This is a genomic window from Gloeotrichia echinulata CP02 (assembly GCA_038087035.1).
GTDB classification, from domain to species: domain Bacteria; phylum Cyanobacteriota; class Cyanobacteriia; order Cyanobacteriales; family Nostocaceae; genus Gloeotrichia; species Gloeotrichia echinulata.
In genome coordinates, this window is the sequence record CP051187.1 from 5,492,017 (window position 1) to 5,515,962 (window position 23,946).

Here is a 23,946-nt window from a genome sequence, read left to right on the forward strand (position 1 = left end):
ATATCTTGTAGGACTTACGCAATTGTCATATTTTTTTCGCTCTGGTTGTCATCGCGCAGCGTGTCGCAGACAAGAGCGGAGCCGGAGAGGCTCCGTCTCCGGTCAATCAGGAAGGGTTAAAATCTCCACCCCATCTTCAGTTACCGCTAAAGTATGCTCACATTGAGCCGAAAGCAGGCGATCGCGAGTCACCGCAGTCCAGCCATCACTCAGCATCTCGACTTCCCAGGTACCCTCGTTAATCATTGGCTCAATTGTAAACACCATTCCGGCTCTGAGACGTTTACCTTTACCCCGCGTCCCGTAGTGAGGAATATCCGGTGGTGTATGGAAAACATTATTGATACCGTGTCCCACAAAATCTCTAACTACAGAAAAGCCCTGGGACTCCGCATATTCTTGAATAGCTGCGCCAATGTCCCCAATGCGTGCGCCAGCTTTCACCTCCGCAATCCCTAGACGCAGACACTCCTGTGTCACCTCTACCAGCTTTTGCGCCTTTGGGGAAGGGGTGCCGACCAAAAATGTCTTGGAAGTATCGCCGTGGTAGCCATCAACTATCGGCGTCACGTCAATATTGATGATATCACCTTCCTTGAGGATTTGCTTGGCATTGGGAATTCCGTGACAGATTACCTCATTCACACTCGTACAGATTGATTTAGGAAAGCCTTTGTAGCCCAGAGGTGCGCTTTTGGCTCCATGCGCCTGCGTCCAACGTTCAGCTTCATCATTGAGTTCGAGGGTGCTAATCCCTGGCTTGACTAAAGGTTCAAGATGCTGTAATAGTTTGGCTGCCAAGCGTCCAGCCTGACGCATCTTTTCTAGTTCTCGCTGGGATAAAATAACAATCAGTTCGGTTTTCATCAACGCTTCTCTACAACTCAAAAATCTGCCATAAATATAGTCAACCCCGTCTGAGCAGCTCTTTTAGCTGCATCAGCCACCTTTAAGGTGTACAAACTCTCCTCTGGGATGACGTACAAAGGAGTACCATAAAAAAGATTATCTAACACCATACTAGTATCTTTGGCAAACAAACCCCGACGAGTTCCAACTTGTATAGGTGTTGATACTCCAGCCTGAATCAAGCATCCTGTATCACCATCAAAAATTAACCCCCCGTTTTCGCCATGCACTTCAAACTTGCGTTCTGCTTGCCACAGGGTTTCACCTTTGCCATAAACTACTTGTGCTAACAGTCCATTAGTAAAACACAGTTGGGTAATACAAAAACAGGTTTGGTAGTATTCTGTTTCTGTACCCCAGAATCGATTATGACAATTAACCGTCAAGACTTGACCAAAGATATCCATGAGCCGATGTAATCGCGAAAGCGCACCAATCAACGGAAAACCGAAAAGCTCATGGCTATAAGTCCACTTGCGAGGTGCGGGATTTTGGGGGTTGATAGTGCTATAGCGAACATAAAAAACGTCACCAATTTTTGCTAAATGTTGCTTTAAAGATTGATGCAATCCACCCAAAAGTTCAATATGTTCCACATGTAGCAGTTTATTTTGGGCTTTGGCTAAGGTGATCAGTTCCTCAGCCTCTACTACATCCAAAGATAGAGGATATTCCACAATCACGTGTTTACCATGATTGAGTGCTGCACGAGCGATCGTCCCATGATCTCGATTCACATTGGAGATCACCACTAAATCAATATCTTCTCGCTCAACAAGCTGTTGCCAAGAACTCAAAGCCTCAGCCTGGTAGTTTTTGGCAAAGGCTGTTGTGTTTTCTAGTGTATGTCCGGCGATCGCGACTAGAGAAGATCGCTCATCATGCACCAAGGCCTCAGCCCGTAGCTTTGCCGCATTCCCAGTACCAACTAAACCCGCCCGCACTTTTGCCTTGTCCAAAGGGTTTTCGACACTATACATGATATTTACCTTATTCGGAGAGAAGGCTCCCGCCATAATCTGTGATTTGGCGGCGAGATGAATCGAGGGCGAAAAATGAAACGTTCTACGACCATTACTTGCTTTCAAGCAAGCGTGGGAGAGGGAACAGTTGAGTTTTTCGCAAATCCATGTTATGATTACGCCATTGAGTTGAGCGTAAAAATGCTGGTATTTGAAGCCAAACTGGAAGGAACGAACGAGCAGTACGGAAAGCTGGATGAAGCTATCCGTACTGCTCGTTTTGTTCGCAACAGTTGTGTTCGATACTGGATGGATAATAAGGGCATTGGTAAATACGAGTTGAGCGCATATTGCGCTGTGCTTGCTGCTAATCCCGATTTTCCTTATGCTACCAAGCTTAATTCGATGGCTCGTCAAGCTAGTGCTGAAAGAGCGTGGTCTGCTATTGCTCGGTTCCTTGATAACTGCAAGAAAAATAAGCCAGGAAAAAAGGGATTTCCAAAGTTCAAGAAAGAACAAACGCATGGCTCTGTTGAGTACAAAACCTGTGGATGGAAGCTTTCTGAAGACCGCAGGTATATCACTTTCTCCGATGGGTTTCAAGCAGGAACCTTTAAACTCTGGGGAACTCGTGACCTGCATTTCTACCACAGGAAACAGTTTAAAAGGGTGCGGGTTGTGCGTCGTGCAGATGGCTATTATTGCCAGTTTTGCATTGACCATGAACGAGTAGAAAAGCGAGAACCAACTGGTAAAACTATTGGTATTGACCTGGGGTTAAACCACTTCTATACAGATAGCAACGGAGAAACAGTCGCCAACCCTAGACATCTTCGTAAAAGTGAAAAGTCCTTGAGACGTTTGCAACGGCGGATGTCTAAGACTAGAAAAGGTTCTCAAAATAGAATTAAGTTGAGAAATAAACAAGCGCGTAAACACCTCAAAGTAAGTCGCCAGCGTAAAGACTTTGCTGTTAAGACAGCAAGGTGCGTGGTGAAGTCTAACGACCTCGTGGCGTATGAGGATTTGATGGTGCGGAATATGGTGAAAAATCACCGATTGGCTAAGTCGATTAGTGACGCTTCATGGTCGCTGTTTCGTGAATGGGTTGAGTATTTTGGTAAGGTGTTTGGTGTTGTCACGGTTGCTGTTCCACCACATTATACCTCACAGAATTGCTCTAATTGTGGAGAGGTTGTCAAAAAGACTCTTAGCACCAGAACTCATATTTGTCCTCATTGTGGGCATACCCAAGATAGGGACTGGAACGCAGCGCGGAACATATTAGCAAAAGGATTGAGTACGGCGGGTCACGTCGGAACTAACGCCTCTGGAGACATCGACCTCTGTATGGGTGGGGAAACTCCTCCAAGTAAGTCGGGTCGTGGAAAGAGGAAACCCAAAGAGCGATCTTTGGAATCCCCCACTATATTCGGTACTCCGAATTAGTGGTGGGAGGATGTCAATATTTCTCTGATTGATTGACAAACTCACGTTTCATTCCCGTAAGTATAAATTTTTCTAATATGAGGCTGATTCTCCCGGTATATACATAAGGAAAACTTATTGGTATTAAATAACTAAATTTCATTACTAATCGTGGTCAAATTTCAGTTACATCCATTAGTTTTTCTCGTAGTATCAGAATTGAAGCAAATTTTAAACAGCGGCTCATCCCACCAGACTAGCCGCACTCATTGCTTTAAGATAACTTATGCTGCCGTTAGCAAAAGAGAGGAATACTAAATGGCTACTTACAAAGTCACACTGATCCACGAAGCTGAAGGACTGAACAAAACAATTGACGTTGATGACGATACTTATATTCTAGACGCAGCTGAAGAAGCTGGTCTTGACCTACCCTACTCCTGTCGTGCTGGTGCTTGTTCAACCTGTGCCGGTAAACTCGTAACAGGTACCGTTGATCAGTCTGATCAGTCTTTTTTAGACGATGATCAGATCGAAGCTGGATATGTGCTGACCTGTGTCGCCTACCCAACTTCTGACGTCACAATCGAAACTCACAAAGAAGAAGAACTTTACTAAGGGACTTCTAAATAATAAATCTTCAGTCGCAACTGTTGACCGTTAACGGTTGACAGTTGTCATTTGTCATTTGTCATTTGTCATTTGTCATGTGTGATTTGTCATTTGTCATTTGTCATTTGTCATTTGTCATTGGTTATTTGTATTTAACTCCCAACTCCTAACTCCTAACTCCTAACTCCTAACTCCCCAATCCCCAATCCCCTAGGGCTTAATCTCGTCACTCAGCATTTTAATTTGAGTGCCAGGATAGTAAAATTGCAGGATTTTGGGATTTGACCAACCTAATTTAGCTAAATTTTGAGCGCCTGTTTGACTTAAGCCGACTCCATGTCCTAGCCCACCACCGACAAAGGCGTATCCCCACAGCCCTGGTTGTCCTTTGTTTAAGGCTTGTAGGTAAAAAAGTGTGCTTCTGGGAGCAGCAAAGGCGCTGCGAACTTCATCTTTATATAGGGTAAAGGTGCCAATATCAGTTTTCACCCCTAGTTCGAGAATGCGTCCGCTAGAAGAACGCTTGACTACAGCCATCGCTTCAATTGTTTTAAATTTCGCATAGGGACTGTTTTTCACCTGTAAAAATTTCTGCAAATCTTTGGTAATGTCTTCTAGGTTGGTTTCTTTGCGCCAACGGAATAGATCCCAATTGCTTTCATTAAATCCTTCTTGCAGAGTGATAAATTGCTCGAAGTTCTTTTCATCTGCTAAATTCTGTTTAGACAAGTCCCAAATATTAATCGCCGCATCGACTACTGGCCGCAGATAGGGACGGTCTTCACCATTCCAGACATCGCTGAAGTTGGCAGTGACGCCGCCAGTGGTAGAAGAATAGAGGGCATCTACTAGTTGGTTTTGATAAGTTAGTACCATACCTCTGGTAGATGCGATCGCTCGATCTGTGTTCTTCGCCACTCCATTCAATCCATCATAAACTTGGCAGTGAGTATTAGCACATAGTTGGTAGTCATCTATCGCAAATCTACGTAGGTTTCGCAGGGCGTAAGTTCTCGCCAGAATCGCTTGAGCTTCCATTGCTGCCATTGGCGCAGTTGTGCCAATTTCATATGGTACAACCCCGCGTAAATAGGTTTCTAATGGCACTTCGTTAACTAGAGTGTATGTGCCGTAAGCATTTGGCTGTAAGTTCATTTCACCTGCGTACAGCCGAGCCGTCTCTGGTTTTTCACCTTTATTCACCCGAATCAAGTTTTTGTCAGTGCTAATTTTCAGAGAATTTTCACTATAGCGCTTGCCATTTACTACCCAACTAACTCGCGGCACTTGTGATATAATTGTGGTATCTAATACTACCAATTTTTGATCAGCAGGTTCCAAGCTCTGAAAAAGCAAGCGTCGCAGTAAGGGTGTATTGTAAACATCCCGTTTTGCCCAAACTTCCCAGCGGTCTGGCTGGGCTATTTCTACCTCTATTCCCCGTTTACGCCAGTTTTTGGCACTGTCTTCGGCAGTTTCAAAGGTGCGATATGTGCCCAAAACCACCACCTCATTAACTGTTGGTTGTGGTAAAGCTTGCATGACTGTTTCTAACTTGAGCGGGTTTTGGGAGACCAAAATTTGCTCTCTGTTACCTGCTTTAAATTTCAGTTTGAGGCGATCGCCTTTTGTGGGTTCTAGTTGCAGTTTGGCTGTTGGTTGTTCTCCAAATCGCTGTATAACCCCCACTCTCAGGATCACATCCTTTGTTTGACTATCTGGACCTGATGCAGCTGTCAGTCCCAATAAGCAAAATATCGTCAGTAAACTATAAGAAAAACGCCAGAACGAAATTTTGGTCAACACTTTAAATTGCCCCTCTGTGCGGCTTTGGGGCTGATTGTCCACTTCTGTCGTACCGTAGTGGTTTTGTCGCATGATTGCTCCAATGATACCATTACCAGTTTTGCCCCAAAAAGTTGCAAAACGAAGTCATAACGATTATGATTTATTTAGAGACACAAACAGGAACTACTTAGGAGAACTCATTATGGTCAGAGTTCAAGAGATTCCCTTAAACCAGATTAAACGTCCCTTGCCCCGCGAGAACGATCCCAATAAAGTGAAAGCCTTAATGGATTCAATCGCCGCAATAGGACAACAAGAACCGATTGATGTTTTAGAGGTAGATGGACAATATTATGGCTTTTCGGGTTGCCATCGCTATGAGGCTTGTCAGCGTTTAGGCAAAGAAACCATCTTAGCCAAAGTCCGCAAAGCTCCCAAAAGCGTTCTCAAAATGCACCTCGCATGAGTCAATAGTCAGTGTACAGGCTGACAAATCATAACTGAATAAATCAGCAATTAGGAAAAATTAGGATAAAATTATGCCATCTCCAGCAGTACCCGTGAATATCGGCATTGTTGACATCCTCACCGCCCTGAAAGTGCGGTGATTCCTAAGACTCACGACTTAGGTTTCTGTTTCCTTCCCGTTCGGCTGACGCCGTGAGCGTCAGCCGAACGGGTTTTTTGCAACTGCCCTTTAGACTCATGCCTAGCAGGTCTTATGTTCGCTCCACAGACTGTAACGGTGTGTCCCACCGCCAAAATATTTTTTGCTGCATTGATATCTCGGTCGTGGTGCGTCCCACAGTTAGGACAATCCCACTCTCGGATACTCAACGGCAATTTTTCCACAACGTGACCGCAATGCCCACAGCGTTTAGAACTGGGAAACCAACGGTCAATTTTTACCAAGGTTCGACCATACCAAAGAGCTTTATATTCCAGTTGTCTCACCAACTTGGACCATGCGGCATCACTGATGGCACGGGCAAGAACCGGATTTTTAACCATATTCTTAACTGCCAAATCCTCAACTACTATCGTTTGGTTTTCACGAATCAGTCGAGTTGTCAGTTTGTGCAGATGGTCAATCCTTGCGTCAGAGATTTTAGCTTGAAGACGAGCTACTTTGAGCCTAGCTTGATCTCGATTTCGAGAGTCTTTGTGTTTGCGACTCAAAGACTTTTGTGCTTTCCTCAACTTTTGATAGTGCTTGTCAAACGCCTTGGGGTTAGCAATCTTTTCACCCGTACTCAAAGTAATAAGGCTGCTAACTCCAACATCCAACCCTACAGAAGTGTCAACTGGTTGCAGTTTTTCATCTGTTGGGTCATCAATCCTCAAGCTGACAAACCAGCGTCCAGAGGGTTCAAGTCTGACTGTGATGGTTGTGGGTTGGCATCCCTTGGGCAGTTGCCTAGACCATTTAATTGGCAAGCTTTGAGAACATTTAGCCAAGTAGACTTGCCCATCTTTCCATCTGAAAGCCGATTTGGTAAATTCTGCACTACCACCACTGCGTTTCTTTTTGAAGTTGGGGTATTTTGCCCTTCCGGCAAAGAAGTTAGTGAAGGCTGTTTGCAGATGTCTCAAGCCTTGTTGCAGTGGTACACAACTTACCTCGTTCAAAAACTGAAGTTCTTCAAGTTTTTTCCACTGGGTCAATATGGTAGAGGTTTGAGCGTAGTCTATTCGTTCTTGCCTTTCATACCAAGCCTCAGTTCTCGCTGCCAAAGCTTTGTTAAAAACCAACCGCACACAGCCAATTGTCCGACGCAAGATTTGTTCTTGCTCAGTAGTTGGGTAAAATCTGTAGCGGTAGGCTTTTTCCATACATTACATTCTACCATATTCTATGTAAAGCCGTCCTAGAAGGACGGGGTTTCTACCCATTTTTCTGATGAAAAAACCCCATGCCCATGCCCCATAATACCCCATGCCCGGTGCCCCATGCCCTATGCCCTATGCCCCATGACAAATACTGACTTCACCCACTTATTGCAAGACTTAATGCAAAAAGTGGGTATTTCCAGCTTTAAATCCCTCAGTCGCACTGCTGGTGTTTCAGAGCGGCAAATTTTGCGCTTGCGGCGAGGAAAATTAGAGCAGATGCGAGTGGATATACTGCTCAAGCTGTCTCTGGTGCTAAAAATCCCCTTAAGTGAATTAATAGCTAATTTTTCAGTGCTGGGTGTCACAGAAACTAAAAATCTTCCCTCACCACTGACCACTCCACACTCAGCACTCGACACTCAGCAAGAATTATTACAAGAAATAGGAGATTTAAAGAGAGAATATGAGCGATCGCAACAACAAATAAAACAGCAGCGAGAGTTATTACAGCAAGAGTTCCAGCAGTCGAGTTTGCAGATCATAGAATCATTGATATTGCAATTTCCCACAGCAGCCCACAAAGCACAGGAAAATCCCCAGTTAGCAGCGGTGAAAATAGTACCCTTGGTGCAAAAACCCCTCGAACAACTTTTACAACAGTGGGGAATAGAAGCGATCGCACCCGTGGGAGCAGAACTACCTTATGACCCCCAGCTACACCAATTAATGGAGGGAAATTCACAACCAGGTGAAATAGTCAAGGTGCGTTACACTGGCTATCGTCAAGGTGAAAGGCTGTTATATCGAGCTAAAGTCAGTCCTATTTGAACTGGGGAATGGGGATTGGGAACTCTTGAAAATTACTCCCTCATCTCCCTCATCCCCCCAGTACTGCGTGTTAAAAAATCTCCAACCTTGGGAACACTAAAACCACAGCGATCGCCTGTGAGAGTTTCATCAGATGTGGTGTATTCATTAAACTTCCAGGTATTGCAGATCGAAACTCTGACAACAAGGACTTTGGGTATGGAAAACGACAATAAAACCTGGGATCATCTGCAGGAACTCGCCACTAATTGTCCACGCACTCAGCAGCAGGAAAATTTTTCCGTAACTTTTCTACTCCAAATCATCAACGGCACATCTGACCCCATTTTTGTCAAAGACCGCCATCACTGCTGGGTATTGGTCAACGATGGGTTCTGTAATTTCATAGGACGTAACCGAGAAGAACTGATTGGTAAGTCAGATTATGACTTTTTCCCCAAAGCTGAAGCTGATGTTTTGTGGGAAAAAGATGAGATCGTTTTCAGCACAGGTATTACTGATGAAAATGAAGAATGTTTTACCGATGCTCAGGGTATAACGCATTTGATTTCTACCAAAAAATGTTTGTTTGAGGATATTACAGGCAATAAGTTTTTGGTTGGTACTATTAGAGACATAACAGAGAACATCACAAAGTATAAGCAAGTCGAAGCTGAACTGGGTCAGTCCCAACAGCTACCGCAACTGGTGATAGACAATATTCCGCCAACGATTTTTTCTCAAGACCCTCATTCAGTGTATCTAGGTTGCAACCAGAAATTTTCTCAACTGCTGGGGGTACAAGTACATAACAGAATTATCTGTCAGTGGTATAAAAGCCCTTTAGTGGGTGATAATAGTGAGCGGATTGGGCTGGTATCAAAGATGTTGGATCTCACCGAAGACCAACAAACAGAAAAAAGCCTGCTACTTTACAAACAAGCAGTAGAAAGCTCAAGTGATGCTATTGCCATAACGGATGCAGCTGGTAATCACATTTACCAAAATCCGGCATTTGGTAAATTGTATGAATGTGAAACAGTGAAGGAATTCATCAAATTTGGTGGTTTACCTATAGCAATTACTGACCCAGTAATTGCCAAAGAGATATGGCAAACTACTGTTGCGGGTCAATCGTGGATTGGTGAGGTCGAGCAACAGTCTGCTGGTGGTCGGATAATGCAGACTTTCCTGAGAGCTTATCCACTCAAAGATGCTGCAGGTAATCATATCGGGTTAGTTGGTACAATTACTGATATCACTGAGCGTAAACGGTCAGAAGAATTACTGCGGCAACAAGAGCAATTCCTCCGCACTGTTTATGATGGGTCTGAACATCTAATATTTGTGGTAGATATTATAGATGATAGTGAATTTTGCTATACAGGTTGGAACCCAGCGACAGAACGTGCGACTGGTCTGAGTAGAAGCAAGGTAATTGGTAAATCACCAGCTGATGTGTATGGTGCTGTTTATGGTGCTGCAGCTCATCGAAATTATCTCAAATGCTTACAAGCGGGTACAGCCATTACCTACGAAGAGTGTCTATCTTTCCACAATGAAGAAACTTGGTGGCTAACGACGCTAAATCCGCTCAAAGATAGTGAAGGTAGAATCTACCGTTTGGTAGGAACAACATTGAATATTAGCAAGCGCAAACTGGTAGAAATTCAACTACAGCAGCAGACAAAAAAATTAGAAACAGCCGTCCAAGAACTCCAGCAGGCGCAAATGCATGTTGTCCAAAGTGAGAAAATGTCTGGTTTGGGTCAATTAGTCGCAGGGGTAGCACACGAAATCAACAATCCTGTCAACTTTATTTATGGTAATCTCATCCACGCCAACGACTACACCCAAGACCTACTGGCACTAGTGCAACTATACCAGCAACACTATTCACAACCCATACCTGAAATTCAGGAATTAGCAACAGAGATAGACCTAGAATTCCTGATGCAGGATTTACCCCAACTCCTCAACTCCATGAGAGTAGGCGCCCAGCGGATTCGGGAAATTGTCATCTCTCTACGCACCTTCTCCCGCATGGATGACGCGGAAATGAAACAGGTAGATATCCATGAGGGAATCGATAGTACTCTGATGATTTTAGAACATCGCTTCAAGGCCAAACCTAACAGCAAAGCCATAAAGGTTATCAAACAATACAGAAACTTGCCCTTGGTGCAATGTTATGCTGGACAACTCAACCAAGTATTTATGAATATTTTAGCGAATGCGATTGATGCTTTGGAAGATTCATCACTCAGTAGTGGGTCTACGGTGGTCAATCCAGATACAACCGACGACACACAAAAGACGCCTGAGCAGCCCCAGATTCTCATTTATACTCAACTGGTAGAGCCAAATAAAGTCGAAATTTGCATCGCCGATAATGGACCGGGAATATCTCAAGAAGTTAAACAGCGACTATTTGACCCGTTTTTCACAACCAAGCCTATTGGTAAAGGTACTGGTATGGGTCTGTCCATTAGCTATCAGATTATTTCACAAAAGCACGGTGGTTCTTTAGAATGTTTTTCGCAGCCAGGACAAGGTACTGAGTTTGTGATTACTATTCCTCTGCGCCAAGATTTGAGTTAATAATTCTAGCTGAATTTGAAACTTATGGGTAGCCCTGTGCGTCTACCAATGTATTTATGAGTGCATTCTCGCTGCAAAATTATTCGTACCGAAATGAAAACTGAAAATTGAAACCTGAAAACTGAAAAACCTGGTAGTGCATCTAGGAAATAAAGCTACCATACCCTGCGTGAAGTCGCTACACATCTACCAAATCACCAAAACACTTGCAATGTAAGCATTTTGAATTTTGTAGGCGTAGCTTGAGAGTAGGGTATTTTGAATATGGCGTAGCAGTACTGGCCTATGATTAGCAACTTTTAAAGCCTAGACTCCAAGGCTTCAGGATATGATAAATTGAACTCATCTATGCTGGAGATGACATTTTTTACACATTTTTAGTGCTACATTAATAGTTACTTATCATGCCCAATTTTGATTTGATTGATCATCTGTGATTAATAATTTATGATTTATTATTAATCACTCCCGATTAGTATTTGATAACTTTATCCGTCCAGCCTTTGAAAAAAGGATGAAGATAAGTACATAATACTATCACAATTTAGGACAACATTGACAACACTCAGGAACATTATCCTATGGGACAGCCAGTGTCAGTTATTAAACTCAGTGGAACTATCAATTCTACCAAATCCCAAGAATTGCGTCAAAGGATAACTGAAAGTTTAGAACAAAATGCCAAGATTGTGTTGATTGACTGTAAAGATGTGACATTTATGGATAGCTCTGGTCTGGGTGCTTTGGTGTTAGCTTTCAAAACGCTGCGGGCTGCAGATACTAAACTTGCTATTTGTTCGATTAATGAGCAAGTCAGAATATTGTTTGAACTGACGAGTATGGATAAAGTCTTTGATATTTTTCCCAGCCAAGCTGAATTTGATGAAGCAGTATTATCGAAGACGTGATTAATCAAATTTAATTTTGAGTATGGATAAATCATCTTCAAACACCTCTTGTGAGTGCAAAGAGATGAGATAATTAAGTACATGGTCGAGTTGGTCATCAACCTTATGAGGTAAGCTAACCAATAGCTGAATGAAAGCATCTAAACTCCAAAGTGTGCCATCTGGTTTAGTGATTTCGTAAGCACCGTCACTAAAAATGTAAAGGGTACTGGATATATCAATATCGCAGAACCCATCACTATATTTGGCCTCAGGAAATAAACCAATTGGCATACCAGGAGTTCTCAAGCGTTGAACTTCGGTGTTATTTGCAGATTGAGCAGATAACAATATTGCTGGTGGATGACCAGCGCTAGCATAAACTAATTGGCGTTTGAGTCTGTTATACACTCCATACCAGATAGTAAAGTATTTGTCATTTTGATGATTGATCTGGAAGGTGTCATTCAAAGCCTGGAGTACATGACTTGGTTGATAGTAATTCAGGCTTTTAAGGGCGCGGGAACGCAGCAAATTTAGCACTGAAACCGAGGGGAGGGTAGCCTTAAGTCCATGTCCAGCGGTATCCAATAAATAAATGGCCAGATAATCGGGGTCGAGCCAGTAGTAATCAAAACAATCACCGCCAAGTTGGCGCGAGGGTATGAAGCAGGAATGAATGCTGAAGGGTTCAGTCATGGGAAGAGGTAGAAGCGATCGCACGTATTCTGCTGCTTGCGAGAGTTCTATTTCTAAAAGCCGCTTTTGGGTTTGTAAATCCCGACTCAACTGATGTAGGCGCAATCCTGCTCTTACCCGCGCTTGCAATTCATTCTGTTCGATAGGTTTGGAAATAAAATCATCGGCTCCAGCATCCAATCCCTTGACTCGATCAGCAACCGAATCTAAGGATGTTAATAAAATAAAGAAGGTAGTGGATAAATGGGGTTCTTTTTTCAGATGATGACACACTTCTAGTCCATTCAATCCCGGCATGATCCAATCACAAATAATTAGGGCTGGATGGTAAGCAAGTGCCTGAGCAATACCTTGTTCACCATTACAAGCAGTAATTATTGCATAACCCTGTTTTTCTAACATTCTTTTCAGGAGTATTTGTATTGAAATGTCATCATCAATTACTAGGATTTTAAACATCGGCAGAAGTAACACTAATTAATAATTACTATAAAACTAAAAAATTGCAATATGATCATGGCTAATAAGTAAGTAAACTTAATTAAATTTCAAATAGTTATATGGTTATAATAGCGATTTAGCTCATATATATATATAAATATAATACAGTTAAAGTGCTATTATAAACGGCGTAACTTTGTAACTTTTTTAGTCGAAATACTTATTATTCCTGCGACGATAAATAGGTAGACTTAATTAAATATTGAATGTAGAAAAACTTTTCGCTCGTAATGAACGATTTATCGCTCTGGGCAGGCATTCTACAGCAATTTTTCGTTAATTTAACCATCTATCTTAGTAGGGGCGCAGCACGTTGGCTACCGCTATGTAAATATCTCGCACCCAAAATCTTACCAATGACCGATGACCAATGACGAGCCACAGGAGTAAGGTTGATTTGAGCCGATTTACTTATCCAATAAATATTAAGGCGGTGCAAGAGGATTTAACCATAAAAGCACGGCGTGTTTTAGCTGGTTGAGATCGCGATATACTTCTTGCTTGAACCATTGCCCTAAAGCATCCAAAGGTGAGAAAGATGCTCCTGTTTGCCATTTCAAATCTTGACCTAAGGGTGTGGTATGAGTTCCTGGCAAAGTTTGGACTGTCACCATTTGAGGAAAGCGTTGTTGTAATATTTTGCTTAAAATTGCTGATTGGTCTATAGTGTCATTGCTGAATTTTATTAATAAGTTGCGGCGGATATCGTAGCGTTCTTGTACAAGTTTATTGGTTTCCAACGGCGTGGGGGTAAACTCAATCGCCAAAGCAGTATTTAACTGTTCTACTAAGGGGATAGCATCACTAGCGGCGTAGTTATTGAAGGATATTAAAATATTACCTGCGCGTTCGACTCTAAAGAGGCTACCAATGAGCAAGTGGAGTTTACAACCCATGCTGTGACCCATACCGTAGATGGGGAGGTAGAGTTTGCGTAAAGCTGCTGTGTCGTGTAAACGTTCTATAGTGCGATCAAAATTGAGCAATACAGATTGAGCGATCGCCGTATGATCCAATGTATTGATAAAGGGCGTAGCAATAACTACATATCCTTTAGTAGCCAGGTGTTCTAGTAACCAACGGTAAGTTACGTGTGGTGCAGTGGCTACGAATGCACCCCCCAAGAAATGAATGATACCGATGGGATTTCGGGGAATGAGTACCCAGTTACCTTTGATTTCTTTCCAGTCCATGCAGATAGGTGATTACTTGATTCACACATCTTTTATCTTAGACCGAGGATTGCGGTAGTGGGGTGCTTTCTGGCAAAAGCCATGAAAGTGCCAACTATGTCAATGACGATTGTACCCCAAAGTATAGGTTTGAACAACAGTCAACAGATTTAACGCTGACTTTGCAGCCTTTTCATTTCGTGTTGTACATCTAAAGCAATCTGCAATGCTTCATTTAATAAGCGTCCATGTTCAGTAGCTTGTTCAGTGACTTGCATAGCGGCTAAAGCTGCTAAGTTATTGATAAATAGTTCCGTATTACCGAGAATAAAATTTTTGTTTTCTCTCAAAATTTTTTCGGTCTTCAAAGCGCGAACCAAATCAGATCTTGTGAGTTGTAGCGCTTCAATTACTAGCTCTCTTTGCTTGATGCTCACATCTGGATTACCTGCATCTTCGATTTGATCATTGATATCTATAGCTTTGATTACTGCATTATACCTCTCAACATCGGTTAACAAAATTTCCAGAGAATTTGTCATTTTAGTTTTCAGTACTTTGCTGCGTTGTCTCCAGAGTAAATATAAGCCTGTTTGTATAACCCCAGCCACCCACAAACTAAAGATGATGAATACTATCCAGGATGGCAGTGCAATCCAACTTGCAAATAGCTTGATAAAAACATCAAATAGCAGATAGCCAAACACAAATATAGAAAAGCCAATAAAAACTACAGTAGCACTCTCAGTTCCTTTGATTTTTGCTAGAATCTGCTTGACAAATTTTCTGACAGGATTAATTATAATTAAAAGTTCATCTTCAACAGGCAAGTTAGTCAAATCTTGCAGTTCTTTTGGACTAATCTCTAATCCCCGTAAATCATCACGCACAGCTTTCTTCACCTCGCCAGCATAGTTATTTAATACAATATAACAATCAAATTCCTGGGATGCTGATAAAACAATATTTTTATCCCGAAAATGTAATTTTTATTAATTAATCGTGAGCAACAAATAACTCATTTTCTCTACAATCTGATACTTTTGAGCCAATATAGCCAATATAATTATTTATAGCTAGAGATTAGCGTAGGCGCAAGCCAATCAACTAAATAGCTAAATAGGTGGGCACAAATAATGTGTACTGCTAAAGGTCATCATTGGTCATTGGTAAGGTTTTCAGGTATTTTGACGCAAAGTACATAGTTTTGTTTATTTAAGTCTACTTACCTGATTGACTTACGCAACTGGGATATTATTTTAATTCAGTCATAAACCGTTTGACAAAACCTACTAAAATCTACTAGTGTAGAAATGCGTAATGGTTTTCGTCTTTATAAAGGCAAAACCTTTAGAGGTGCAACGGCTGCACTCACTATCTCCTCTGCTGTATAAGCATTGGGGAATACTTTTCTAGATATTTGTAAAGAACCATTGACATCTGCATTAATCTTGGTTCCATTACTAGACTCAAATAAACCACGCTTAACTCTCTTACCTAAATACGTAGAGTGTTTAACGGGCTGCTCTAGGTCTAATGCACTTGTCTTACTGGTATAAGATTCTTCAGTCACTACAACTTTGATTCCTGCTAATTGACATTTGTATGTTATCTGGTCAATTAATCTTGCATGGGGAATCTGTGTAAAAGATTGATTGTTCTTTTTACCTATATTGATATTTTGCTTCCAGTTATTGTTTTTACCTATAACTAAAGTACCAATATCACTAGCTCTAAGTAGGTTAACTATGGTTCTACTTGTATTGTGCAGATAATTGTCAACGTAATTGTTTCTATAGGTAGTTAGAGATTGAATCCGCTTACTTGATTTGCGTTTCTCACCTAACTGAGCTTGTAACTTAGCCTTAGTTTTGTTATAGAACTGGTTTACTGACTTTAAAGGTCGTCCATTAATCAACAAAGGTGTAAATCCGCCTTTGTTTGAAGTTAAGGCTACTAAGTTAGTTAAACCAAGGTCAACGCCCGCTACATACTCACTGGTAGATTGTTCCTCTTCCTGCTTATAATATACAATCTCAACTACATAACAAGTCGGACGAGGTATTAATCGCACCTCAACTACATTATCTACCTTAGTTGGAATCTGAATATCACTCATTGACAAGTGACAGATACCAAGTTTTAGTTCAGCTTTGTATACTGACTCATGATAATAGATAACTACGTTGCGTCCTTTAGTCTTATCCTTGTAACCTGGTATTCTCGGTTCACCTAAAAACTTAGAAGGATTCTTCTTCCATTCTTTGTGTGCTTCAAAGTAACCAGTCCAAGTAGAAACCAGTCGTTTAATAATTTGTTTACTAACTTTTGTCGGTAAAGCACGATAATCTACACAGTCTTTAGTCAGATGATAAAGATCAGTCAGACTATACTTTTTACCAGTAGCAAAGAAATGTTGACGACAAATGTAATTAGCTGCATTGTATAAGTTTTTTGACAGGAAGGATAGTTGATCAATCTGTTGCCAATGTGGGTGAGATTGTTTAATGATATGTCTTTCAACTAAAATCATTTTTTCCTCCTTCTTTCTGCTATGCTGTGCATAGCAATTTACTCCAATACATATACTATATAGCATAACCTTATCAGATTTAAATAGTATTTAGTAGTATTTATGAGCTTTACTGTTTACTGTTCACAACCCCTCTGGGGAATCAAGATACGCCCAGCGTCTCATTGGCGTAGCCTCTCCCAGAGAAGAGAGCAATTTAGTCCCAAAGATCAGGGATACAAACAGAGATAGAGACGCTGACTACATAACCCAAGTTGCTACCAGGCAAAAGTTTCCAGGATAAGATGCTCCACAGCTAGAGGGCTATTTGTCACTATTCTAGCTAGCCAATAGTCTAAGGGCAATGGTTGAGGCTAATATCCTTGACTTTGCTGTGCTAACTCTCTGCAAAAGTGCTGTACTCTTTTACCTCTTGGGGCTGATAGTCGAAATTTTGTAAGTTCAATTCAAAAAAAATCTACTTTTACAACAAGTCCATCATATTTTTTTATGTACCATTGCTGTCAACTATCTAAAGGCTGAAAAATCTAGTTAAACATGCGTCCGTTAGCTAGTTGTATATTCAATATTCAAGACAATATATTGGAATGAAATATAAATAACCAGGACAAATAGCCAGAGAAATTCATTTCCCTGATACTAATAGGAATCCTGTATGTCGGTTTTCAGTTGAGTGAGGTACCATAACCCCACCCCCTAAGCCCAAACGAGGAGCTTGCTCTGATATAGCTCAGTAGACCAGGAAAATTCAGATATTACAAGACGGTTCAGTTAGAGCGAAAAACCTCAACCAAACCTACGATTCTCCCTAACACCAAGCGTATTGTTCTATATTCACTATTTCTAACTAATGTTAGACAGCGGCTACAAGTGAATTTCAAGATATTTTATTTATTGTAAAAACGATTCTAGTATTTTCTGGAGGACATTTTTGTGGGTAATTTATTTTGTTGGTCATCAGCAAAGGTAACTTTGTTAACCCTGGGAATAACAGCCGCTATGTTAACTCCCATGACAATTTCTCATGTAGGTTTAGCTCAAACTCCTGTTCCGAGTACAACCCCCTCAAATACTCCTGCTTCATCTGCTAATTTGTCTGATGTTGGTTCAGATTATTGGGCGCATCCATTTATTCAAGCCCTAGTCAAAAGAAATATTATTGCTGGCTTTCCTGATGGAACTTTTAAGCCAGACCAACCAGTGAATCGGGCTGAATTTGCGACAATGATTCAAAAAGCTTTTAACCAAAACCCAATTCGCGAAAGTGCAACTAGATTTAGTGATGTTCCTGCTAATTACTGGGCGGCTACAGCAATTCAGAAAGCTTATGAAACTGGATTTATGACGGGTTATCCGGGTAATTTGTTTCGACCAAATCAGCAAATTCCTAAAGTACAGGCGATTGTAGCTATAACAAATGGTTTAGGTTTAAATACTAGCCAAACTGGGTTAGGTGGTGCGGATACCTATTATACAGACGCCTCAGCGATTCCAAATTATGCGATGAATAATATCGCAGCGGCTACACAAGCCAATCTTGTTGTCAACTATCCCAATGTAAATCAACTTAATCCAGCAGCGCCTTTAACTCGTGCTGAAGCTGCGGCAATTTTGTATCAAGCTTTGGTTAAGCAGGGACAATTACCACCCCTTGCTAGCAACGAACCCGCCGCTAATTATATCGCGGGTAGAACTCCTGGCAATACTCAAACTGGAAATACTCAAACCAGAAATGACATTGTTTCTGTTGCTGCATCTAGTAATTCTTTGACAACCCTGACCTTGTTATTAAAAACAGCAGGTCTAACAGATACTCTACAACAATCGGGGCCTTATACAGTTTTTGCGCCCACTGATGCAGCCTTTGCGGCTTTACCTCCTGGGACTATACAACAGCTACAGCTACCAGAAAACCGAGAAACACTGATTAAAATTTTGAGATACCATGTGGTTCCTGGTCAACTAACTGCTAGTCAACTTTCGGGTTCTGAAGTGACAACGGTTGAGAACGCGCCTGTAAACATCAAAACTGATCCTGCTAGCAATCAAATTTCAGTCAATGGCGCAAGAGTTCTCCAAACAGGAGTTCCAGCCAGCAATGGTGTGATCTATCCTATTAACGAAGTCCTATTACCACCTACCCTAGGAGTTAGTCAACAGCCGCCAGAGGGAACTAATCAGGGAGGAACTACTACCAATGGTGTGACACCAGGTACAAGCACTCGCGGTGGCTCTAGCTATGTCGGCGTTGCTGGTAATATTGGTTTACTTGGTAATGCAGCTATCAGCGAAGGTAACGTAGCGGTTATTAGCAAAATTGGTCTGACAAACGCTGTATCAGTACGACCATCGGTCATTTTTGGCGAAAATACACTGTTTTTCGTGCCTGTGACTTTGGATTTCTTTCCCCGTTCAGTCAATCCTACAGGTGAACAAATGTTTCCGATATCTCCTTATGTAGGTGCTGGTCTAGCTGTTGAAGCCAAGGGCGATACTAATTTTGGTTTGCTGCTAACTGGCGGTGTAGACATTCCTTTAAGTTCGCGTTTTACGGTAACAGGCGCAATAAATGCAGCTTTTTTGAATGAAACTGATGTGGGACTGCTATTCGGAGTTGGCTATAACTTTTAAGAGTTAAGTAGTGTCATATCTTGCACCATTATCTTATGAATATGCTCGATTGATCAGGTACAAGAACCCCACCTCTAACCCCCTAAGCGCAAGCAAGGAGGGGGTTATCATCCAATACAGTTCAGTTAAGGAAAATTGTCGTAGGGGCACGGCACGAATAAAATTGTCATTAGAAGAAAAGATTTTGGATGCCGTGCCCCTACACTGTATACCATTTGAGTCTAACTGAACTGTATTGGGTTATCATCAGGGTAAGCGCATCTAATTTGTATTTTAAAACACAGATTATTTGCCTAAAATGTGAATACAAATATCATTTGAGTATTAAATACAATATCCTCTAGCTTTCCCTAGAAAGACTAGGGTTGTTTGTTATTTTTTTATACTTTAAATATTAAGTTTTATTAAGAGAAGCAAAAACTGTGATAAACTGTCATAATATTAGTGAATAGTTTAAAGAGAGGAAAGTTAGAATACTTACTCTGTAAGACTTAAGGGGTTATAGCGCAGTTGGTAGCGCACTTCAATGGCATTGAAGGGGTCAGCGGTTCGAATCCGCTTAGCTCCATTTGAAGATTAAATAATTATTCTCACTTTTAAAGAAAAAAGTTGAAATTGTTCTACGCGAACAGCGTACTCGCAGTGTGGGGATTGACCTTCGCGCAGCGTGCCGTAGACACGATTGCATCCATTCCCTTATGAACCTGTGGTTGATAAGGAAATGGACGTATGAGTTGTCAATAATCTTGTTGACAAGCTTACCTTTTTCTTAAGTTGTCACCTATAGGCTCTGCATGGTAACGATATCATCAGCACTCCCCTAATTATAGACTAAAAACATTACCAGAGTGCAATAACCACGAATATCCTGAACCCAGGATAGCAATCAAAGTGATGATGGCAATAAGAATCAAGATATTCCACGGTTTTGTCGGCAAAGTTTCTGTGACTCGGATAGTTTGTAGAGGGAATTTATTGAGTAACTCGTCCGCTCTTACTTCGCCTTTAACAATTAGATCCACACCAGGCCAGACGAGGTTAGTCTATAGGGATACTATTTTATTTTTGAAATACACCAAGAGTGGGCATTGCCCACCCTACAGATACTTGTATCGGATAAAGAAATAAAACATTATTGCTATATTTGCAGATGTTGTACTTTTTCTATGAATCAGATTCTGCTAAAAGCTGAACGTTTTTAGCAACATCTTCCCCCTGATCATTTTTACCTATAGAAAACTGTACACTTGCTCCTTCTGTTAAATCATTAAAATCTGCATTAACGAGATCGGTATAGTGAAAGAACAAATTATTAGGCGGCCATTTAATGAATCCGTAACCTTGCTTTAAGTTCACAATTGTACTCTTTGGTTCTTGCGTACTTAGCGTGCTAAATATGTTGAAAAATAAGCTTGAACTCCTTGCTGGGATAAGATGACAGCCATTATTTACTGCCTTTTAGGTCTGATGATTAAAATTTTGGCTATAAGCGCCTGTAAGCTTTGATTTTAAAACAAAGTTATCGACTGTAATTAAAAATTTAGCACGTTAAGTACGCAAGAACCACATTCCGTAGCGCTGATATCCGCGAATTATTCCAGTGAAATCTCCATTTTCTATTATGGCTTGAGCTACTTGGTTCATGGTAGTCTCATCGTCAAACACATGCGCCGCTAGTCCTCGTTTAAGGAGTCTTTGCATTTGAGGTGTACCGGCTATATGCCAATACAGTTCAGTTAGGCTCGAATGATATACACTGTAGGGGCACGGCATCCAAAATTTTTTCTTCTAATGACAATTTTATTCGTGCCGTGCCCCTACGACAATTTTCCTTAACTGAACTGTATTGGGCTATATGCTTGGCAACTTGTCTAGCATCAAGAATAATTTCATGCTCAATTTTATTCATTATTCGTATTTTTATACTTTACATCAACAGCCTATCCATAACCGGCAAGAAAACAAAAAAACGGTAGAGCAATAAACACTCTACCGTTTTCTAATTTATTATTTGAGATTTAATCCCAAATTTGAAATTTTAAATCTTACTCAACCCCTTGAGGTAATAATTCCCGTCGCTGTTGAGAAGTTACATTTACAGTGCCGGTTTCATCGACATCAACGAAGGCGATATCGCCATCTTTAATGCGACCAGACAGAATTTCTTCTGCTAGGCTATCTTCTAACAAGCGCATAATCGCCCGACGTAAGGGTCTAGCACCGTAACTGGGGCTGTAACCCTCAGTTATCAAGCGATCCTTGAAGCGATCGCTCACTTCTAAGGTGATACCTTTTTCTGTTAGGCGACCAAACACTTCTTTGAGCATGATTTCGGCGATTTGGGTAACTTCCACCTTGCTCAACTGACGGAAGACGATAATTTCATCTAGACGGTTGAGGAACTCTGGACGGAAGTATTGCTTCAGTTCTTCGTTCACCAAGTTTTTAATGCGGTTGTACTGCGATTCGCTTTGATCTTCGCCAAACTCAAAGCCGATACCGCCGCCGCCTTTTTCAATTACCTTAGAACCGATATTTGATGTTAAAATCAGCAAGGTGTTCTTGAAGTCCACCGTGCGACCTTTGGCATCGGTTAACCGACCGTCTTCTAAGATTTGCAGCAGCATGTTGAAGACATCGGGGTGAGCTTTTTCGATTTCGTCGAATAGCACCACGGTGTAAGGACGCCGCCGCACGGCTTCGGTCAACTGACCGCCTTCGTTATAACCAACATATCCAGGAGGCGAACCAATCAGTTTGCTGACGGTGTGGCGCTCCATGTATTCCGACATATCCAAGCGAATCATCGCTTCTTCAGAACCGAAGAAGTAAGAAGCCAAGGATTTCGCTAACTCAGTTTTACCAACGCCGGTCGGACCTGAGAAGACAAAGCTAGCGATGGGTCGGTTGGGATTTTTCAAGCCGACACGAGCGCGACGAATGGCGCGGGAAACTGCCTTTACAGCCTCTTCTTGACCGATGAGACGCTGGTGTAAGGTGTCTTCCATGTGCAACAGCTTCTCAGATTCGGATTCGGTGAGTTTGTTCACCGGTACACCAGTCCAGGAAGCGACGATGTGGGCAATATCCTCTTCTGTCACCACAGGTTCTAGACCTTCGTTACCAGTGGCGTTAGACTTGGTTTGAGCGATCGCCCGGATTTCGGCTTTGATTTCCATTTCGCGATCGCGCAGTTCCCCGGCTCGGTCAAAGTCTTGGGAACGAACGGCGTCATCTTTTTCTTTTAAGATTTGGCGCAGTTCTTTGTCTAACTCTTTGGCTGCTGGTGGTAGTTGGGAGTTAATCAAGCGCACGCGAGAACCGGCTTCGTCAATTAAGTCAATCGCTTTATCTGGAAGATAGCGATCGCTAATATAACGATCAGATAATTTCGCCGCCGCTACCAATGCTTCATCAGAGATTTTCAGCTTGTGGTGTTGCTCGTAGCGCTCACGCAGCCCATGCAAAATCTCAATTGTTTCGTCAACTGAGGGTTCACCTACCATGACTGGCTGGAAGCGCCGCTCTAATGCTGCATCCCGCTCAATGTGCTTGCGGTATTCATCCAAGGTTGTCGCGCCGATACATTGCAATTCCCCTCTGGCCAATGCTGGCTTGAGGATATTTGCCGCATCAATCGCTCCTTCAGCCGCACCCGCACCAATGAGGGTGTGTACCTCGTCAATCACCAGAATCACGTTACCCGCCGAGCGGATTTCATCCATGATTTTCTTTAGGCGTTCTTCAAATTCGCCTCGGTACTTGGTACCTGCTACCAGCAAGCCGATATCCAGTGTAACTACGCGCTTATCTTCCAGGATGTCGGGGACATCTTTGTTAGCAATCCGTGTCGCTAAACCTTCAGCGATCGCCGTTTTACCAACCCCTGGTTCGCCAATTAGCACTGGGTTATTTTTCGTCCGGCGTCCCAAAATCTGAATTACACGCTCGATTTCTTTAGCGCGTCCTACCACCGGATCGAGTTTATTATCCGTTGCCATTTGGGTCAGGTTGGAGCCAAATTCATCCAAGGTTGGAGTTTTGGTGCGTCCTGATTGTCCAGGCGAAGAAACTTCTGCTGTTTCTCCCAGCATCCGAATTACTTGGGTTCTTACCTTAGATAGATCCACACCAAGATTTTCTAGCACTCTGGCTGCTACACCTTCCCCTTCCCGGATCAGGCCCAACAACAGATGCTCGGTGCCAATGTAGTTATGGCCTAATTGGCGCGCTTCTTCTAAGGATAGTTCCAGAACTCGCTTTGCCCGTGGCGTAAACGGAATTTCCACGGCCACAAAGCCCGAACCCCGGCCTATGATTTTCTCTACTTCAATTCGGGCGTCTTTGAGATTGACCCCCATTGATTTCAGCACCTTAGCCGCAACTCCCGTCCCTTCACCAATCAGACCCAGGAGGATCTGTTCAGTGCCGACGAAATTGTGGCCTAAACGGCGGGCCTCTTCTTGGGCCAGCATGATTACCTTAATGGCTTTTTCTGTGAAGCGTTCAAACATGGCATTTTTCCCATCACCTGCGTCGTGCCGGTATGCTGATTTTAGCACAGGCTAAGATTTTAGATGCTT

At 42.1% G+C, this 23,946-nt stretch carries 19 protein-coding genes and 1 tRNA gene; 8 read left to right on the forward strand and 12 right to left on the reverse strand.

From position 1 onward, the window contains the following. Nucleotides 1-102: 102 nt before the first annotated feature. Together map and HEQ19_24335 are read right to left on the reverse strand one after the other, a co-directional pair. Nucleotides 103-867, reverse strand: coding sequence for a type I methionyl aminopeptidase (gene map, locus HEQ19_24330; protein WYM02152.1), 765 nt, complete (start codon nucleotides 865-867; stop codon nucleotides 103-105). A 17-nt stretch (nucleotides 868-884) separates the two neighbouring features. Then, nucleotides 885-1,889 (reverse strand): Gfo/Idh/MocA family oxidoreductase, encoded by a 1,005-nt coding sequence (locus HEQ19_24335; GenBank protein ID WYM02153.1) that lies wholly within the window; start codon nucleotides 1,887-1,889, stop codon nucleotides 885-887. A 183-nt stretch (nucleotides 1,890-2,072) separates the two neighbouring features. Here HEQ19_24335 and HEQ19_24340 point away from each other — a divergent pair, with 183 nt between their 5' ends. Then, a complete protein-coding gene (locus HEQ19_24340) occupies nucleotides 2,073-3,320 on the forward strand; it encodes a transposase (protein WYM03585.1) in 1,248 nt (415 codons plus the stop codon). Nucleotides 3,321-3,617: 297 nt separating this feature from the next. Then, nucleotides 3,618-3,917 carry a ferredoxin gene (locus tag HEQ19_24345; GenBank protein WYM02154.1) on the forward strand — a complete coding sequence of 100 codons (300 nt, stop codon included), beginning with the start codon at nucleotides 3,618-3,620 and terminating at the stop codon, nucleotides 3,915-3,917. A gap of 204 nt (nucleotides 3,918-4,121) precedes the next feature. On the opposite strand, the gene HEQ19_24350 is transcribed toward HEQ19_24345, so the two are convergent. Continuing rightward, complete coding sequence (locus HEQ19_24350) at nucleotides 4,122-5,789, reverse strand: SpoIID/LytB domain-containing protein (GenBank protein WYM02155.1); 1,668 nt, start codon at nucleotides 5,787-5,789, stop codon at nucleotides 4,122-4,124. A 112-nt stretch (nucleotides 5,790-5,901) separates the two neighbouring features. On the opposite strand from HEQ19_24350, the gene HEQ19_24355 reads away from it, so the two are divergent. Beyond that, nucleotides 5,902-6,165, forward strand: coding sequence for a sulfiredoxin (locus HEQ19_24355; GenBank protein WYM02156.1), 264 nt, complete (start codon nucleotides 5,902-5,904; stop codon nucleotides 6,163-6,165). Nucleotides 6,166-6,317: 152 nt separating this feature from the next. Here HEQ19_24355 and HEQ19_24360 read toward each other — a convergent pair whose 3' ends face one another. Next, complete coding sequence (locus HEQ19_24360) at nucleotides 6,318-7,532, reverse strand: RNA-guided endonuclease TnpB family protein (protein WYM02157.1); 1,215 nt, start codon at nucleotides 7,530-7,532, stop codon at nucleotides 6,318-6,320. Between the two features lie 138 nt (nucleotides 7,533-7,670). Here HEQ19_24360 and grpE point away from each other — a divergent pair, with 138 nt between their 5' ends. The 3 genes from grpE to HEQ19_24375 all read left to right on the forward strand — a co-directional run bounded on the left by grpE (nucleotide 7,671) and on the right by HEQ19_24375 (nucleotide 11,848). Then, complete coding sequence (grpE, locus tag HEQ19_24365; GenBank protein WYM02158.1) at nucleotides 7,671-8,360, forward strand: nucleotide exchange factor GrpE; 690 nt, start codon at nucleotides 7,671-7,673, stop codon at nucleotides 8,358-8,360. 15 nt (nucleotides 8,361-8,375) lie between these two features. Beyond that, nucleotides 8,376-10,940, forward strand: a complete 2,565-nt coding sequence (locus tag HEQ19_24370; protein WYM02159.1) for a PAS domain-containing protein — start codon at nucleotides 8,376-8,378, stop codon at nucleotides 10,938-10,940. A 581-nt stretch (nucleotides 10,941-11,521) separates the two neighbouring features. Beyond that, complete coding sequence (locus HEQ19_24375) at nucleotides 11,522-11,848, forward strand: STAS domain-containing protein (GenBank protein ID WYM02160.1); 327 nt, start codon at nucleotides 11,522-11,524, stop codon at nucleotides 11,846-11,848. Here the strand turns inward: HEQ19_24375 and HEQ19_24380 are convergent, their stop codons facing one another. The 4 genes from HEQ19_24380 to HEQ19_24395 form a co-directional block, all read right to left on the reverse strand. Further along, nucleotides 11,849-12,985: a SpoIIE family protein phosphatase gene (locus HEQ19_24380; protein ID WYM02161.1), complete on the reverse strand. Its 1,137-nt coding sequence runs from the start codon at nucleotides 12,983-12,985 to the stop codon at nucleotides 11,849-11,851. 467 nt (nucleotides 12,986-13,452) lie between these two features. Further along, nucleotides 13,453-14,220, reverse strand: coding sequence for a DUF1350 family protein (locus tag HEQ19_24385; protein ID WYM02162.1), 768 nt, complete (start codon nucleotides 14,218-14,220; stop codon nucleotides 13,453-13,455). A 149-nt stretch (nucleotides 14,221-14,369) separates the two neighbouring features. After that, the gene (locus tag HEQ19_24390) at nucleotides 14,370-15,101 is read right to left on the reverse strand and encodes a hypothetical protein (GenBank protein ID WYM02163.1); all 732 of its coding nucleotides are present in this window, start codon (nucleotides 15,099-15,101) and stop codon (nucleotides 14,370-14,372) included. 431 nt (nucleotides 15,102-15,532) lie between these two features. Beyond that, nucleotides 15,533-16,732, reverse strand: coding sequence for a transposase (locus HEQ19_24395; GenBank protein WYM02164.1), 1,200 nt, complete (start codon nucleotides 16,730-16,732; stop codon nucleotides 15,533-15,535). 933 nt (nucleotides 16,733-17,665) lie between these two features. Here HEQ19_24395 and HEQ19_24400 point away from each other — a divergent pair. Then, nucleotides 17,666-19,363 (forward strand): S-layer homology domain-containing protein, encoded by a 1,698-nt coding sequence (locus HEQ19_24400; protein ID WYM03586.2) that lies wholly within the window; start codon nucleotides 17,666-17,668, stop codon nucleotides 19,361-19,363. Between the two features lie 495 nt (nucleotides 19,364-19,858). After that, nucleotides 19,859-19,931: transfer RNA gene (locus tag HEQ19_24405), tRNA-Ala, on the forward strand. A 256-nt stretch (nucleotides 19,932-20,187) separates the two neighbouring features. On the opposite strand, the gene HEQ19_24410 is transcribed toward HEQ19_24405, so the two are convergent. From HEQ19_24410 to HEQ19_24425, 4 genes are all read right to left on the reverse strand, one after another. Beyond that, nucleotides 20,188-20,385 carry a hypothetical protein gene (locus HEQ19_24410; GenBank protein WYM02165.1) on the reverse strand — a complete coding sequence of 66 codons (198 nt, stop codon included), beginning with the start codon at nucleotides 20,383-20,385 and terminating at the stop codon, nucleotides 20,188-20,190. 142 nt (nucleotides 20,386-20,527) lie between these two features. Next, the gene (locus HEQ19_24415; protein WYM03587.2) at nucleotides 20,528-20,719 is read right to left on the reverse strand and encodes a cold shock domain-containing protein; all 192 of its coding nucleotides are present in this window, start codon (nucleotides 20,717-20,719) and stop codon (nucleotides 20,528-20,530) included. Nucleotides 20,720-20,911: 192 nt separating this feature from the next. Next, entirely contained in the window at nucleotides 20,912-21,064 is a 153-nt protein-coding gene (locus tag HEQ19_24420) for a hypothetical protein (GenBank protein ID WZI67006.1), read from the reverse strand. Between the two features lie 344 nt (nucleotides 21,065-21,408). Further along, nucleotides 21,409-23,877: an ATP-dependent Clp protease ATP-binding subunit gene (locus HEQ19_24425; protein ID WYM02166.1), complete on the reverse strand. Its 2,469-nt coding sequence runs from the start codon at nucleotides 23,875-23,877 to the stop codon at nucleotides 21,409-21,411. Between the last annotated feature and the right edge of the window lie 69 nt (nucleotides 23,878-23,946).